The following is a 15,447-nucleotide window of genomic DNA, read 5'->3' as shown; positions in this document are numbered from 1 at the left end:
TTGCCATTTACGATCCGCACAAAATAAGTTCCCCTGCCAAGCATGGAGATATTTACCGGTATACTGTTATTCCCTGCTGCAGTTCTATATTTTTCTGACCACCTGCCTTCCGGATGCATCCGAGATGATGAGTACTGCATTGCCTGCATTATTGCTGCCCGTTTGCACCTGTAATACATCTTTTGCGGGGTTGGGAGAAACAAATAACTGCATGTCTTTAGCATCCAGTTGGAGGGCGATTACCCGGCTATAAGAAAATTTTCCATCCACATCCACGGACTGCAGCCGGTAGAACACTGTTTTTGTGACTGAATGGCTGCGGCAGCAGGTCGTTATATGAATAATTAAGCGGCAGGTTTGAATTACCGGCTGCAGCCACTCTTCCTGCATCGGTGAAGTTCAGGCCATCGGTACTGCGTTGTATGGTATAATGACTGCTGTTCTGTTCATACTGTGTTTGCCACTTTAGTGTAACCGTATTGTTCTTGTTTGCTGCGGTGAATGAGGTGAGTTTCACCGGTAAGGCGCCGCCACTCATTCCCAGTATCTCCGCAGCAGTAAGGGCCCGGTTATAGATCCGCATTTCATCCATTTTCCCATTGAAGCCGTTATATTCTGGTGGTGAGTACAAATAATAAGACATGGTGCCAAACCGGGCGGGGATATTATAGACTGGTGTTCCTGATCCCACCGTTCCGGTAACATTCAGAATGCCATTGATGTAAACCATGATTGAAGCACCCGATCTTACACAAGCAATATGTTTCCATACACCCACCGGAAAAGCGCCGTTTGTGGTACCTACACTGGCATTGCGAAAATTGAATTGTATTTGTGGATATCCGTTGGCATTCCAGAACCATACACCCGGCCCGTTGCTATTAAGGTTGTTATCGTAAAATCCCCCGGTATGCACGAATGGTGAATTGGCATAGACCGTGAATACAATGGTAAAATCCTGGTTGATGCCGAAACTGGTATTGGCGTTTATAGCATGCGTGCCAAATTGCGGAACTGCAGACGTAGGATTGGAAAATGCCATCGCCGCATTGGCTGTGCCTGTTACATTGGTGGTGGCAGTAGCCCCATTGACCGTAGTTGCGATACCATAAGGCCCTGCATCGGCAAAACTCCCGTTCATGGGGAAATATGCCACCAGGCCAGTGGTCATGAGCCATCACACAGTGTAAACAAAAAAAAAGAATGGGAGTAAGTAAGATTTTTTTCATGCTTATAAGTTTTGGTGTTTAATGAAACAGTTTCTGCAATAAGGGGATTACGCTGCTTTCCTGGAATTGAAATAATTGGCGGCTTCGGTCCGGTTACGCACGTTCAGTTTTTGGTAAATGTTCTTACAGTGTTTCTTTACCGTATCGAGGGATATAGACAGGTGATGAGAGATCTCTTTGTACAAATAGCCTTTAGCCAATCCGGCCAGTACTTCCAGTTCCCGTTTGGTGAGTTGCTTTGCTGATCTTCCCATTTGCTTTATGAATTAAAAATAAATTAAGTGTCTGCCCCTATCAATACCCCTTTTGGGTACCATCCCCGATCACCATACAAATATGCAACGGACACAAAAGCCTATCAAGGGTATATTAACGGAGATTACGGGGAGTGAAAAGACGGTATGCCGGTTCTGTGAATAATGTTTATTTTTAGTACCACAGCTTTATCCCCAACCCCAAAAAACATCATATGCAAAACGACCTGATGATATCCGGTGTGAAAACACCTGAAAAAAACGACCAGATCATTTCCTACTATGCCCTGCGTATACTAATAGGCGCCACGGGGGTTTTATTGCCCCTGCTGCTCATCATTGGAAACCTAATTGCGAACCGCACGCTGAACATTGAATTCTCGGTAAGCGATTATTATGATAACGGAACAGCCGGTGATATACTGGTGGGCGTACTGTTCGTACTCGGTTTCTTTTTAATGACCTACAAAGGCTATGACAGGACCGACAGCATAACCGCAAACCTGGGCTGTCTTTTGCCCCTGGAGTGGCTCCTGTTCCCCACCACCAGTTGCAACCGGGTGGTACACAGCATGCACTTTGTTTTTGCTGTACTGCTTTTTTCGGTCTTCAGCTTTTCTCTCTTTACCTCTTCCGGAAAACAGACCCCCGCCAAAAAAGCTTACCCGGCAAAAAAGAGGAACGCAAATATCGTTTACCCGGGTTTGCGGCATCATCATGATCGCCTGCATTGCAGCCATTGCTGTATGCATGATCTGGCTGGATGAGTTAAGTACTCAGGTACCGGCTTGTTTTCTGGTTCGAATCGCTGGCACTGATATCTTTCGGCATCTCCTGATAACCAAGGCAGAATTTTTGTTCCTGAAGGATGAGGAGAACAGAAGAAATGACAGCTTTCTAAAAGCTGTCATCAATAAATTATATATCTGCCTGATCAGAACCGAACCCGATATTTATACCAGCTCGGATGCCCGCCCACGCGGCCTTTAATATCCATGGCAGCCTGTTTGCATCCACGGTATAGGTGAATTTGGTCATGGGAATATCCACATCGGTCAGTTCATCCCGCAAAGACTGTTGTTCTGATGGGCTCATTGATTTTTCCCGCTCAGGTTACCGCTGGAAGTACCATACCAGGTCCCAGTATCCACCAGTCTAAATAAACCGGGCCGCCGAGCTTCGAACTGTGACCCGATCATCACAGTCCGCCGGTGATCGTGGTAATGTTCCCGCTCATGGGAATGGTTTTGGAATGCCGGCATCATCGTATTCAAAAGGAACTTCGGCGCCTATACCTCGCCGTGCTTCCAAACAGGCCCGTAAAATCCCGGTAAGCGCTTTTTGCTGAAGTAAAACCGTACTTCAGGCATAAAGGCGATATTGCCCACTTTCAGGTTATTCAGTTGGCGTTCTGTATCCGGGTCATCGGCGATCGTGATGAATGTACTTTTAAAAGGGATGCTCCCCGTAGGCATATACCGGAAGGTTCCGGCCACCGTAACCTTCTTTGCCACAGCCCGTTCGTACTGCAGGCTGATGTTTTTGAATGCCAGCGCCGTCAGGTTCAGCTTCACCATGTTTTTTGCAGGGGAGGGTTCCTTTTTTTCCTTTTGTGCCAGTAAAGCGGTCGTGCAAAGGGACACAAAAAGCAATAGAGTGATCTTTTTCATGCTTAATCAGGTTTTAAGGTTAACAAATGCTGCTTAAAAATATTATTGTTATTCATGCTTTACAATACCCAGATGCCGCAAGTTTTTGAACGGAACTGAACTCTTTATTGATTATTTAATTAATTTGTTGATTCAATATAACTACTGCAATGCCCTAAGCTAGAATGAAATAAAAACCATGCAGCCGCTTTCATCAAAGAATGGCAGGATACGCAGCGGAATAGTCAGATGCTAAGCGTTTTTAACGCTTTCTTTAATGCATTTGAAAGCATATCATCTCTCAAAAAATAAACTCCCTAGTTTTTATAAAAGGTCTTCCCGGTAACTTCTTTTTGGCCTAGATGATTGTTGTTCCATCTCCGTATTTTCTTTTGACTTAGTATCCTTTTTCTCCTCTTTCCTTTTAGGATCTGTTTTTTTTCTTCTCGGAGGAGCCACTGTTGAGGTTGACTTTTGCTTTAGACCGGAAAGGCAGGTTATAACTTTTACACTTACGAATGGCTGAACTGCAAACTTGGTTTTTGTAACAACCGATGTTTCAGTTGTAGGTATCCACTTAAATGTTCCGTCTGCATTCTTTTGGTATTGATCACTTATTCTATCTACATTTCCGCCAACAATGCCTGCATTCACAACAAACCTGGCATTATCTCTGCCAAAAATAAAACTTATACCGCCAAAGTATCTTGGCCTTACCCTGTCGTTAAGACTTACACCAGCGCCTATATGTCCTCCCCAACTAAACGATGGAGAATGGCGTCTGTAAAAATGAATGAAACTTGCAAAGCCAAAGTCCCCGTTCCCCAAGTCTTCCCTAAAGATGCTGTTTCCGGTTTTTAAGGTACTGTCTGCTGTATTGGCTGCATTTTTGCCCACGATACTGTCGGCCCTTACAACATACTTATTATTTTGCAGGTTAAATGCATAATACAAACCGCTGCTTACGTCAATCCGGAAATTTTTCACAATGTATGCATCAATTGTTTTTGTTTAACCAACGACATATATGGCGTATTCTCTCTTGCCTCTATATTGAATTTAAACTGAATCTTATCCTTGTCTTTAAGTACGGCGGGGATCTGCGTGATCATTCTGTAATGAGAGGCAGGTAGATTGTTATATAATTTCAGCAGGTTCTCACACAATTCTTTGTCTTCTTTTGAACCTGCCGTATCCAGATGACTGATCAACGTTTGAGCCAGGCCAGTATTGCCGGCACTATAGAGGTGCTTCAACAAAAATGAATCAACCCGTTTTTTGGCCTCCATTTTTCTTTTTACATTGGCATTAAACCCATATATACAGCCGTTTTGCAGGTGCATGAAAAATTCTTTCAGGTTAAGGTATGCCACTAGTAGCACGGCACGGGTAGTGTCTTTTTTTCCATACTTTGGTTCTTTACCGGCAGCATGAAAAGCCATTCCGTCTGCACTTACTCCAGGTAAAAAATACAGCAATGAATCTATATGAATCTCATAGGCGATGGCTGCATCAGATATTTCCACTTTAAAAGCATCTGGGTTTATATTCCTTATTTCGAAAGATAATGGCCGGCCGGCCCTTACAATAATATCTTCGTAATCGATTATCTTCCTTTCTCCTCTATGATTATAGTAAACTGTAACATTGCTATTTGCGTAGTAAATTATTTTATTTCTATTGTATATCAATGAGTCTGATCTATCGCAGGGATTATCAATATCTCCGCAGCACAATTCGGGTTTTGATAAAGGTCTGCCAATCCTAAACTCAATTTAAGTTTTTTCAGCCAGTTGAAGATAATTAATACTGCTTTCTGCAGGTCCGTTTTGCTCAACTTCTGGTTTGGCCATCTTTTTCTTCCACAGCCTTGCTATTAACTGGGAAGCCTTCTTATTGATCTTCATACTGATATGCAACGTATCGTCATCCTCAATGGAATAGTAAGTATCAATATTGAATGTAATGATCGCTTTTGCCTTATCCAGCACCCCTTTGATTGTATCGAAAGTTTGCGGATTGATTATTACTGGCTCGCCTATTTTATCTGCTGTTTTTTTATCCCCGATCTCAACAAGAAGAACATTGCCTTCTTTTTTTTCAAATTTTAAAGGCCCAAGAAAGGGTTTTATCTTCTTGCCATTCAAAATATCCGCCAATATTGGCTTTATGATCTTTCGTTTCATATTTATTGATTTAGTATAGGGGTAATTTTGATTCGGTTTATTATGTTTTGTATGGGGATTATGTATGTATAGTAATTATCACCCCCTTCAATAATTCCAATTAACCGGTTATTCTGATCAATGACCGGGGCGCCGGAATCACCAAAATCTGAGCATCGCTCAATCTGAATTAGGTCACTAAACACTATTCTTCCCGCGGGCGTATTTACAGGTTTTATTGCGTGACAACCCTTTATTAATTTATTTTTTACCAGGCCCGATTTTGCTCCGCAGAAACTTACGGAAAGAGCATTTTCGTCGTTGGCAATCACCGCATATTTTGCAACGGGCTTTCCAAGGAAATCAATTTCTTCTTCCAAAGAATCAGGGTCATCAAGCAAGGCAACTCCTGCATCAACATACTCATCAATCTTTCCCCACCCTACTGTGCCTACTTGTGTACCGGCAGCTGTTATATCATCCCCGGGTGTTTTTATTGTACGGGGCATACTGGCTTCCCCCGCATTTCGAATTTCATTTTTCCTATTTGAAAATTCATTGTCGAAAAGCACATGGTAACAACTTAGGGCAAAGAACCTTTCAACTCCATCAATGTTTTTTTTAACTTTCAACGAAATGGTTCCGGTAGCCTTGCTCTCTTTCTTGAAACACTTTTCCCGGAGATAACAAGCGCTGCCATCGCCGGGGTTTTTCCAGTTATGCAGTATCATTTCTCCTGTATCTACAATAACATCGGTTGGTATTTTAAATCCTCCGAGGTAGATATATTCAGGAACCGGGTTTGTCACTTTTCCTTTGTATTCCTTATCCTCTACATAGAATCTCACGCAGTTATTTTCCGTTGGTTGATTATTGGTGATCTTTTTGCCTGCATCTACTCGTTTATAATTGCTGATAGAGGCTTCCCAGTAGTTTGAAAATGTCTGGATAGCACTTTTAAAACCTGGTCCTTTCGTTTGGACTTAGTTTTTCAAATTCCAATGTTGTGCCTGATAATTGCTTGATATTGGTTTGCGTTAAAGCCCTTTTAGCATTTTTTATCTCTAACAGTATATCCAGCAAATCGTGCCAGAACTTAGAGCCAAAACTGATGAAGCAACCAGTAAGTATAATCCCCGATAAGGAAAATAGTCGGGCTGTCATACCATTGGGTTTTACCTTTGCATATTCCGACAGGCTACTCCACCCAATGGTCTTACCAGTGCTCCTTTTATCTGATTGAATATTTTGATCAGGTCGGTTTTCAAAATCGCTGCCGTAAGAATACCGCACCAAACATTGATTTTAAGTATCCGGAAGCACGGGCTTGCTCTTAAATTATCGGTTGAAATTTTGTTATCGTGTCACCGATACCAAGCCGTTGACTCATATTTAGGTAGTGCTTCAAAATCTGCGATGTGTTCGCATACCATGCTTAGCAGAAAAGCATGGTTACCAATTGTATGATCTGTTCAAGCATATTTACTATGCATTGATACAAGTTTTCAAAAAGAGTTGATTTACTACCCGTTAAAACACCTGATTGATGAACGTCAAATAACGGTAGTCTTGCAGGAGGAAATTGGGAAAGAATACCCAACTAATACGGATGGCGGAATAAAACAATAGAGATGAAACAATAACGCAGTAATTCAATATCCCGAAGAAATGCAATTAAACCGGTTTAATATCAACCACGGTTCCCTTACCCTGCTCAGAACTAGTAACAGCCTTATACTTGACCTGCCCTGCCCGGTATTGCATATTCTTAAGTCCATACCCTTTCTTCACCTCATCCACATTAAAACCTTTTCCGTTGTCGGTGATGGTTACCTGTATCTTTTTCCCAGCTGGTTTAATATTCACATTGATCTGTGTGGCCCCGGAGTATTTTATGCTATTATTAATGGCTTCTTTACATACCAGGAAGAGGTTCCGTTTTTCCTCCTTCGTTAACTTGATACTGTTTACTTCGCTGTCGGCCTTTATAACTGCCTCCATATTACTGGCGGCGGCTACGGGAAGGGCAAACTGCTTAAGTCGGGTTACCAGTTCATCCACAGTATCCAGAGAATCATCCAGCACCCAGATCATATCCCGCAAGCTCATGGTGGCTTCGGTCAGATTCTCTTTATTTGCTGTAGGTTTCTTCCTGTTTCACGCCACTGATGGCAAGATTGGTAATACTTTTACGCTATTGAGGGTGCTGCCTAAATCATCGTGCAGATCAGTAGCAATGTTTTGGGTATTTCGTGCTGCTTTTATCTGTGCAATGCGGTACTGGTAAAAGGCATAGACGATGCCCGCTGTGGCAAAAAACACAAGTATCTTAAACCACCATGTTTGGTACCATTTGGGCAGGAAGGTTAATATTAATTCTTTGGGTTCACCTATACACCGTCTTCATTTGTAGCTTTTACCTGCAGGTGATACCTGCCGGGATTCAAACCAACCAATTGAACAGTTATTATTACCTAGTTCTATCCATTTGCTATGTAACTCTTTAATTCTGTATTGATAAACAGTTCGCTGTGGTTGCTGTAATTGACACCGAAAATATACAGTTGTTTGAATAGTAGTATTCGAAATGGATACTTAATAAATCCAGATCTTTAATATCACGGATATTGTCCTCTGCTGCAATCTTTATTTCTGATATATATATTTTAGGAATAGTTTGGCTAGTTGAAAAGTAGCGCGGTTCTACTATCGTAAAACCATATATCGAGTTTAAACGGCCAGGGGTTGCCCCGGGATTGAAATTAAACTCCAGACTGTTTGACACAAGTCCATCTTCTTCAGTGTAAGTGTTTACCTGATAATTGGCAGTGTTGATCCTGGATATGCCTGAATTACTGCTTACAATGACCATTGTATCGCTTACAGGATAAAGATTGTAAACGCCATTATTAGAAAGGCCGTTCAATACAGTTAGCTGTTTTTTTAAATTAAATTCCGAGTCCAGTATCAATAAACCTTCTCCATAACTGGCTACCATATAACCTCCCTGATCTCACACATGTCAAAAATAGCTGTTTTTTATAGTCTTTATTATTGTGAATGGTCATTCTTTTTAAACCTTTCCCCTGCATACAAACAAATATTGCCTGGTTACATGTAAGCCATACATTTTTGGCCTTATCTACATACAAGGAATTGATCTGCATTGTCACATTTGAATCTGAAGCGTCCTGAGGTAATAAATAGGTTACTGAACTTTTTTTATGATCCCATATCCAAAGACCTTTGTCAATATAGCTTGCCAGGTAGATCAGGGAGTCATCCACATTAATTACTGCGCCAAATCTTTCTTTTTCAATTCCTTTTAATTCGGGATAAAATAAACTAGGATCGGCCATTTTGTTGTTGCTAAGTATCTTTAAACCACCCGAGGTGCAAAAGAAGGGAACCTTAGTATTAAGAAAAAATGATGAATAGTAGGCAGTTGCCTTGTCAAAACAGCTTGCAGTTTTCAGGGCCCTATCTGATAGGTATAGCCCCCTTTCCGTGCAAATATATACCGGGCTGCCATCTGAAAATGGACTAATGCCATAAGTATGATTAATTTTAAGTGTACCATTATTAAAAGAAGAGTATGAAATAAATGGGCTGATCTTATTAGCTGAAACCATAACTCCCTGCATTGAAGAAAGCCAAACATTATCGCTATTGTCAAAAAAGATGTCGGTAATCCTGTTCTCTTTGTCAATTTCGGCAGCAAGTCTCGAACTTTTTACTGTAATGACCTTTCTGTTCTCCTTGTTCGCTATGAAAGCCCGGCATCATTACTGAACCAAAGAGTACCGTTTTTATCAAACCCTATGGAACTCATTTGGTGCCAGATAAAAAAGATAATCACTATGCGTATACAATTCTATTTTATTCATGCCAGCTTTTGGGTCCAACATGATCTTTGCCAGCCCATTTTTTGTGGAAATAAAAACACCCCCTTTGGGTTCTGAACAATATCGAACATACTACCAGGATTATACCCGGTTTTATCAAGATTATATTTATAAACTATTTCCTTTGTAACTATACTATAAAACCAATCCAAAATTTTCTACGGATGCAACCATTAACTCTTCATTTAGCCTCAGTAAGGGTTTATGACAAAATTTTCCATTTGCATTTTCCGAAAAGGAATGATGCATTGGTGGGTCGTTATATTTTTCCTTATGTTATACACTGACAAGCCATTATTTGTTGCCAGCCAGATATCATCACCAATAAGTTGCATCGATAATATCCAATCGCTGGTAAGTATAAGATTCCTTCCTGTTAACGGGACCGATATTTGAACTTTTGAAGTGCTAAGATCAACTGCATTCAACCCCCCGGTTGCAGAAGACACCCAAGCAAGGTTCCGTTGCTTGTCTATGACGATGTCTGTTATATCATTTTCAACGATCCGGCTGGCAGGATTTGGAGAAGATTTATCATAAACTATGAAAGACCTGCCATCAAAACGGTTTAATCCGGATTGAGTTGCAATCCAAATGAAACCATAAGGGTCTTCTATGACTTTTTTAATATTATAACTACTCAGTCCTTCTTTCTGGCTGTATTTTCTAAATGGATAGTACCTTTCATCATTATTGGAATAGGCAATGCAGGGGAAGACCACAGAGCAGGGAAAAAAGCAATTGCTTTGTAATAAAAATTCTTAATTTCATTATATAGTATTGACAAGTTAATAAATTATATGCAAAAAAAATGGACCATCTTTTTCATTATGCATGCTATAGATTCAGAATTAACCAAGCATGTAAATGTATTGATCAACATTCTTGAAACCATGCTGTGGAATGTTCATGAATGCAATGTGTTGTATCTTAAGAATGCATATTCTCCCAGGGGAAACGGGTAGAAAGAAACGGAAAATTGAAGCGAAATTATTTCAGATAGTTCCAGCCGGTGGAGGAAACAGCTTCTACAGTAATGAACTTAAAAATTATGGCCAGATCAATATAGGCAGTAAAATAAATTTAACCGCCATATTCTCTGAAATACATCAACAATTTCCATCGGAAAGAATAATGCTGTATACATGGGATCATGGCTCCGGGTTTGGTGTATGGGAAGCAGACCCTATTTTTGACAATACAATGAAATTTAATGTCCTGAACGAACTTGAGAATTTTATCCTGAATGCAACCAGCGAAGATCACCCTGTCCGGTTCAAAGTTACCAATAACGATATTGCTAACATGGAAAATGTGGTTCTTCTCAAAAAGGACCGACAAAAAGAGGGCCGTGACCTTTTTTCAGAAGATTTTAAAAATGTTGGTTTTTTTGGAAAGGTAGACCGTTATATCGAACTGGCAGATGTAAAAGAAGAAACAGATATCTTAACAAATGATGAACTTGCTGAATCAATAAAAGTGGGCTTTAAAGGTCAGAAAGTGGATCTTCTCATAATGGTCAACTGTTTCATGCAGATGACAGAGACAGGGTTTTCCTTTAAAGATTGCGTAAATTATTTAGTGGCATGCGAGACGGCTTTTTGGGCTTATGGATTTGATTATGCTAGTGTCTTTAATAAGGTAATTGCCAGACCAGACTCGGACTCTAGGGATTTAGCAAAATTGTTTATAGAGACAATTGAAAACACATACAGAAGAATAAATAAACTGCAATACCTGGATGACGTAGTGGTAAGCGCATGTGACTTAAGCTATGCCAAAAGCCTGGCAGATGCTGTGAACGATATGGTGAGAATAATAAATACAGATACTGCAACTTACTATCCGTTAATAAAAAAAGGCAAGAAAGAGTTCAACTGAAATTTCAAGCCTTATATTCGAAAAAGGTGAAATCCCCTTCCTTATCCCTTATTCATAATTGACCTGTTATACTTTATTTCACTTTTTGGCTGACAGGGATCATAAAATGAAGCAATTATTAAAAAATTATTTAGAAAGTCATTAATAACAAATATATCATTGCACGCAGGGTGGGAAATGACTTTGAGATGGCAGACATTAATATTGAAAGAATAAACGGTTTCTCAATCTATTTTCCCAAGAATAAAAAAGATATAGACAGGGATTATTACCGCTACTTTTATAAACATAATGCTAAGTTTGAGATAGCATTTTCCAAGAAAACATTGTGGAGTCAATTTATCCCTGTCTATTTGGAATTCAAATAAGTTCAGCAAGAAATATATTATTTCTTGGATTTTGAAGGGATCCTTGGCTTCTTTGCCTTAGCTTTTTTTGACTTTGACGGAACTCTTTCCGGAGGTTTTACTCCAGAAGCTTTTTTAGATTTTGAAGGAATTCTTGGCTTTTTAGGCGCAGCCTTTAGATTTTGAAGGGATCCTTGGTTTAGGAGCTGCTTTTTCTTTGTCATGATAAAATTTTTTAGGTTAATAATGGTGTTGCAAATTTGCAACCTGTTATAAATATATCTAAAAATCCGGAAAAATGACCCTGCAACTCATAACATTCTCCCCAGGTGTTTTTTACCTTTTCTCCCTTTAAAGTATTATTTTCATTCAGAATTTAATATACCATCACTATGCCATCCATTGCTTTAGCAGATGATCACTCACTCCTCCGCATCAGCCTTGCCCAATTAGTGGAAAGCCTTGGCAATACGGTACTATTTGAAGCCAACAATGGCAAGGAATTCCAGGAAAAATTAGATAAAAAGAACCTGCCTGAAATTGTCCTCATGGACATCAATATGCCCGAAATGGATGGCTTCCAGACCACCCAATGGCTCAAAACAAACCACCCCGATGTAAAAGTCCTTGCCCTCAGTATGTACGATAACGAAACCTCCATCATCCGGATGCTTAAATGCGGCGCCCGGGGATATATATTAAAAGACAGTGAACCGGCCGAACTGAAAGCAGCCATTCACGCCTTAATGGACAAAGGGTTTTACTACAGCGACCTGGTGAGCGGCAAACTGATGCATGCCATCAATAAGATGGATGATGATGGCGAAGGATTGAAGAACCTGGTTCCGCTGAATGACCGGGAAACCGAATTCCTTAAATACAGTTGTACCGAACTCACCTACAAGGAAATTGCGGATAAGATGTTTGTAAGCCCACGTACCATCGACGGCTACCGGGATGTACTGTTTGAAAAACTGCATGTAAAAACAAGGGTGGGACTGGTGATGTATGCAATTAAGAATGGGATTGTTAATGTATAGGTTGACAAATTAATAATCCCTTATTGGTTGTTAAAACTCATGGAAGCAATAGTTACATATCAATTATTATTTATGGTAAAACTGCTGAGGAAATTTAAACCCACGAGACATTGATATTGCTGAAACCAAGGAGTTATTAAGTGATGTGGAAACATTATTATTCCCTTCTAAGTCAGAAAAAGAAGAAAGGCCAAAAGTCTCATATGAAGTAAAAGATGGTTCTGTAAAAAATATTTTTTTTATCCCAGCGGCTAAAGCTATAATGTTTACAGCATTAATGAGTGAAGTTGGCAAACAAAGGAAATGTTGATTTATTAGATATAAAACAAGCTTCCATTATTGATAAATGGCAGAGAAAGGCCTATACAACAGGAAGGCAATACTCAATAGCTTCTTCTATTTCAACAGATCAGGAATTTATTAAAATCACTAAAGAATCTCAATACATAGCACCTCAGACAGAATGGATAACTACCAGCCTTTATCTATATGGAAAAATATATGAAGAAGGTGGGCTTAACAAGGTCAATTTACATATTCTTACTGACCGATACGGAAAACTAGTAGTTGACGCTACAGAAGAACAACTTACAACCGGAACCAATAAACTTTTCCAGATATACGAAGGAAAGCAAAACCTACAAACTGGTTCTTTAAAAGATCTCACATTAATTGGTTTCGCCTTACTTACCAAACAGAATATGATGAAATAGCGCTAAAAAACTAATTGAAAAAGCTTCAAAAATTGGAAGAATGTAAAGATAAAGATGAGTGGTTATCAGACATAAGAGGGGTATTCTGAATAAGTTAGGCTTTATAGTGTGATAGCTTGATACATCATTTGTTCCGCTAATGGATAAAAGTGACCCATTACATCAAAATGCACTTGATTATTACAAATATTTTATAACAGAAAAAATAACCATGCATATTTCTACAATTGCCGTAGCAGAATACGCTGTTGGACGCAAACCTTCCCTTAAACAACATACAAATAGAGACTTTTGATTTCTTGATGGAGAAGCTGCTGGTTCTTTCCATAAAGAATTAATTGGTGACAACAGCAATATTCAAGGCTACAATAGAAGAATTATTGCAAACGATGTAAAGATTTTAGCTCAGATCAAAACCAAGAAAATTGATGCAGTTATTTCAAAGGACTTAAATAGTTTAAGAAAATATATTAACCCATTAACAAGTCGTAATTTTTTGGATGTAAAGTTTATTGATTTAAATCTCCCCCTGAATCAGACCTTAGGTCAGTTATTTGTTTAAGGTTAGTTAACTAAAAGGTTATCTTCCATAGACCCTCTCTCCATTAACGTAGGTAGCCAATACTTTTGTCTTTAAGATCGCTGATTCTTTACAATTCATCAGGTCTGTATCCAGTATAATAAAATCGGCGAACTTTCCTTTCTCCAGGCTTCCTTTTTGTTTTTCTTCAAAAGCTGCTTTGGCTGCCCAGATGGTCATGCCCCGGATGGTTTGCTCCCTTGTCAGTGCATTCTCCATTTGGTAACCTCCTCCCGGAAAACCTTTTGCATCCTGCCTTACCACCGCAGCAAAAAATGTTTTAAACGTGCTGATGTCTTCCACCGGGAAATCCGTGCCCAACGGTATCCAGTTGTTTTCTTTCAGTAATTGCTGGTAAGCATATGCCCCTTTCACCCGTACCGGGCCTAAACGGTCGCCGGCCCAGTACATATCGGATGTGCCATGCGTGGGCTGCACAGAAGGAATGATATTATTCTCTCCGAATATTTTAAAATCATTTTGATCAACCACCTGTGCATGTTCTATGCGCCAGCGCAGGTCATTTTTTCCTTTCAGATACCTGGCATAGATATTCAGGATCGTCCGGTTGCCGCTGTCGCCGATGGCATGGGTGCACATCTGCCATCCTTTCTGGTAAATGATATTGGCCACCGAATCAAAATGCGCCTGCGGACTCAGTAAGAAACCTGACCAATCGGGTTTATCAGTGTATGGCTGCAGCAAACAGGCTCCCCTGGAACCCAACGCACCGTCGGCATACACTTTAAATCCGCTCACCGTCAACCGGTCTGTTTTTATTTTCCCTTTGGCAAAAGCCCATTCAAAATTCTTTTTATTATCGCTCAGCATGACGTACATCCGCATTTTCAGGTCGCCGCTTTGCTGCAGCTTCTGTATCCTTTCCACGGTCTCATGATCCAGTCCGCAATCATGAATGCCGGTAAGCCCGGTGGCAAAACAGTTCTTTTGTGCCAGCAGCAACGCCTCTTTCGCACGGGCATCATCCGGACCGGGTACTTTGGCAGAAACCAGGTCTACTGCATTATCAACCAGTATACCGGTTAGTTTGCCGCTCTTTACTTCGATCTCCCCACCCTCCAGTTTATCACCGGGTCTTATCCCGGCTGTTTCAAGCGCTTTATTGTTGGCAATGGCAGCATGTCCATCGATCCTGTTCAAAAGCACCGGGCGGCCGGGAAATAATTCATTCAGTTTTTCATTGGATGGAAAGTCTTTTACGGCCCAGTCATTCTGGTCCCAGCCCCTCCCGGTAAGCCATATGCCCGGCGGCAGGTTCTTTGCAAAATCCTGGCAGCGGTTCAATACCTCTTCCCAGCTTCCGGTGCCAACAAGATCTACGGTTTGCAGGCTGAACCCGTATCCCACAAAATGCGCATGGGCATCAATAAAGCCCGGGAATATTGTTTTCCCCTTGGCATCTTCCACCAGGTCCGATTCGTATTGCTTCAGTATATCATCGTTCTTTCCCACCTCAACAATCCTTCCATCCCGTATTGCTATGGCTTCTGCCACAGAAAATCTTTCATCCACCGTATAGATGGTGGCATGATGAATGATCAGGTCGGCCTTCTGGCGAAACTTGCAGGAAGCGGAAAGAATAACGAACAAGGAAAAACCTGCCTGCCGGCAGGCAAGGTTAAAAATGATCGGGTGCTGGTGTTTTTAAAAGTCATGGCAGTTG

General features: G+C 40.5%; 20 protein-coding genes. 5 read left to right on the top strand and 15 right to left on the bottom strand.

From position 1 onward, the window contains the following. Positions 1 to 84: 84 nt before the first annotated feature. The 3 genes from IPJ02_15980 to IPJ02_15970 form a co-directional block, all read right to left on the bottom strand. Complete coding sequence (locus tag IPJ02_15980) at positions 85 to 297, bottom strand: hypothetical protein (protein MBK7376983.1); 213 nt, start codon at positions 295 to 297, stop codon at positions 85 to 87. Continuing rightward, on the bottom strand, positions 248 to 1,171 hold the full coding sequence (locus IPJ02_15975; protein ID MBK7376982.1) for a LamG domain-containing protein: 924 nt from the start codon (positions 1,169 to 1,171) through the stop codon (positions 248 to 250). Before IPJ02_15975 ends, IPJ02_15980 begins: the two co-directional genes overlap by 50 nt. 105 nt (positions 1,172 to 1,276) lie before the next feature. Then, positions 1,277 to 1,483, bottom strand: coding sequence for a response regulator transcription factor (locus IPJ02_15970; GenBank protein ID MBK7376981.1), 207 nt, complete (start codon positions 1,481 to 1,483; stop codon positions 1,277 to 1,279). A 215-nt stretch (positions 1,484 to 1,698) separates the two neighbouring features. On the opposite strand from IPJ02_15970, the gene IPJ02_15965 reads away from it, so the two are divergent. Next, positions 1,699 to 2,250, top strand: coding sequence for a hypothetical protein (locus IPJ02_15965; protein MBK7376980.1), 552 nt, complete (start codon positions 1,699 to 1,701; stop codon positions 2,248 to 2,250). 151 nt (positions 2,251 to 2,401) lie between these two features. Here the strand turns inward: IPJ02_15965 and IPJ02_15960 are convergent, their stop codons facing one another. The 10 genes from IPJ02_15960 to IPJ02_15915 all read right to left on the bottom strand — a co-directional run bounded on the left by IPJ02_15960 (position 2,402) and on the right by IPJ02_15915 (position 9,924). Further along, positions 2,402 to 2,578 carry a hypothetical protein gene (locus IPJ02_15960; protein MBK7376979.1) on the bottom strand — a complete coding sequence of 59 codons (177 nt, stop codon included), beginning with the start codon at positions 2,576 to 2,578 and terminating at the stop codon, positions 2,402 to 2,404. 194 nt (positions 2,579 to 2,772) lie between these two features. Next, entirely contained in the window at positions 2,773 to 3,153 is a 381-nt protein-coding gene (locus IPJ02_15955; protein MBK7376978.1) for a DUF3575 domain-containing protein, read from the bottom strand. A 303-nt stretch (positions 3,154 to 3,456) separates the two neighbouring features. After that, positions 3,457 to 4,086, bottom strand: a complete 630-nt coding sequence (locus tag IPJ02_15950; GenBank protein ID MBK7376977.1) for a hypothetical protein — start codon at positions 4,084 to 4,086, stop codon at positions 3,457 to 3,459. Positions 4,087 to 4,115: 29 nt separating this feature from the next. Further along, entirely contained in the window at positions 4,116 to 4,658 is a 543-nt protein-coding gene (locus IPJ02_15945) for a hypothetical protein (GenBank protein ID MBK7376976.1), read from the bottom strand. 249 nt (positions 4,659 to 4,907) lie between these two features. Continuing rightward, positions 4,908 to 5,318: a hypothetical protein gene (locus IPJ02_15940; GenBank protein ID MBK7376975.1), complete on the bottom strand. Its 411-nt coding sequence runs from the start codon at positions 5,316 to 5,318 to the stop codon at positions 4,908 to 4,910. Between the two features lie 2 nt (positions 5,319 to 5,320). Further along, positions 5,321 to 6,145 (bottom strand): hypothetical protein, encoded by an 825-nt coding sequence (locus IPJ02_15935; protein MBK7376974.1) that lies wholly within the window; start codon positions 6,143 to 6,145, stop codon positions 5,321 to 5,323. A gap of 826 nt (positions 6,146 to 6,971) precedes the next feature. Further along, on the bottom strand, positions 6,972 to 7,406 hold the full coding sequence (locus tag IPJ02_15930) for a hypothetical protein (protein ID MBK7376973.1): 435 nt from the start codon (positions 7,404 to 7,406) through the stop codon (positions 6,972 to 6,974). A gap of 394 nt (positions 7,407 to 7,800) precedes the next feature. After that, the gene (locus tag IPJ02_15925) at positions 7,801 to 8,223 is read right to left on the bottom strand and encodes a hypothetical protein (GenBank protein ID MBK7376972.1); all 423 of its coding nucleotides are present in this window, start codon (positions 8,221 to 8,223) and stop codon (positions 7,801 to 7,803) included. A 22-nt stretch (positions 8,224 to 8,245) separates the two neighbouring features. Then, positions 8,246 to 8,941 carry a hypothetical protein gene (locus IPJ02_15920; protein ID MBK7376971.1) on the bottom strand — a complete coding sequence of 232 codons (696 nt, stop codon included), beginning with the start codon at positions 8,939 to 8,941 and terminating at the stop codon, positions 8,246 to 8,248. Between the two features lie 452 nt (positions 8,942 to 9,393). Further along, a complete protein-coding gene (locus IPJ02_15915; GenBank protein ID MBK7376970.1) occupies positions 9,394 to 9,924 on the bottom strand; it encodes a hypothetical protein in 531 nt (176 codons plus the stop codon). A gap of 181 nt (positions 9,925 to 10,105) precedes the next feature. Between IPJ02_15915 and IPJ02_15910 the strand changes: the two genes are divergently transcribed. Further along, positions 10,106 to 11,083, top strand: coding sequence for a hypothetical protein (locus IPJ02_15910; protein MBK7376969.1), 978 nt, complete (start codon positions 10,106 to 10,108; stop codon positions 11,081 to 11,083). 385 nt (positions 11,084 to 11,468) lie between these two features. Here the strand turns inward: IPJ02_15910 and IPJ02_15905 are convergent, their stop codons facing one another. Continuing rightward, positions 11,469 to 11,654 carry a hypothetical protein gene (locus IPJ02_15905; GenBank protein MBK7376968.1) on the bottom strand — a complete coding sequence of 62 codons (186 nt, stop codon included), beginning with the start codon at positions 11,652 to 11,654 and terminating at the stop codon, positions 11,469 to 11,471. A 168-nt stretch (positions 11,655 to 11,822) separates the two neighbouring features. On the opposite strand from IPJ02_15905, the gene IPJ02_15900 reads away from it, so the two are divergent. The 3 genes from IPJ02_15900 (at position 11,823) to IPJ02_15890 (ending at position 13,183) form a co-directional block, all read left to right on the top strand. After that, on the top strand, positions 11,823 to 12,470 hold the full coding sequence (locus IPJ02_15900) for a response regulator transcription factor (protein MBK7376967.1): 648 nt from the start codon (positions 11,823 to 11,825) through the stop codon (positions 12,468 to 12,470). Positions 12,471 to 12,615: 145 nt separating this feature from the next. Then, positions 12,616 to 12,780, top strand: coding sequence for a hypothetical protein (locus tag IPJ02_15895; protein ID MBK7376966.1), 165 nt, complete (start codon positions 12,616 to 12,618; stop codon positions 12,778 to 12,780). Next, positions 12,758 to 13,183, top strand: a complete 426-nt coding sequence (locus IPJ02_15890; GenBank protein ID MBK7376965.1) for a hypothetical protein — start codon at positions 12,758 to 12,760, stop codon at positions 13,181 to 13,183. The genes IPJ02_15895 and IPJ02_15890 overlap by 23 nt, the downstream gene beginning before the upstream one ends. 580 nt (positions 13,184 to 13,763) lie before the next feature. On the opposite strand, the gene IPJ02_15885 is transcribed toward IPJ02_15890, so the two are convergent. After that, on the bottom strand, positions 13,764 to 15,410 hold the full coding sequence (locus tag IPJ02_15885; protein ID MBK7376964.1) for an amidohydrolase: 1,647 nt from the start codon (positions 15,408 to 15,410) through the stop codon (positions 13,764 to 13,766). Between the last annotated feature and the right edge of the window lie 37 nt (positions 15,411 to 15,447).

The sequence above is a fragment of the Chitinophagaceae bacterium genome, assembly GCA_016710165.1.
Taxonomy (GTDB): domain Bacteria; phylum Bacteroidota; class Bacteroidia; order Chitinophagales; family Chitinophagaceae; genus Ferruginibacter.
Note: the sequence above shows the minus strand (reverse complement) of the source record. Positions and strands in the feature narration are given on the sequence as shown.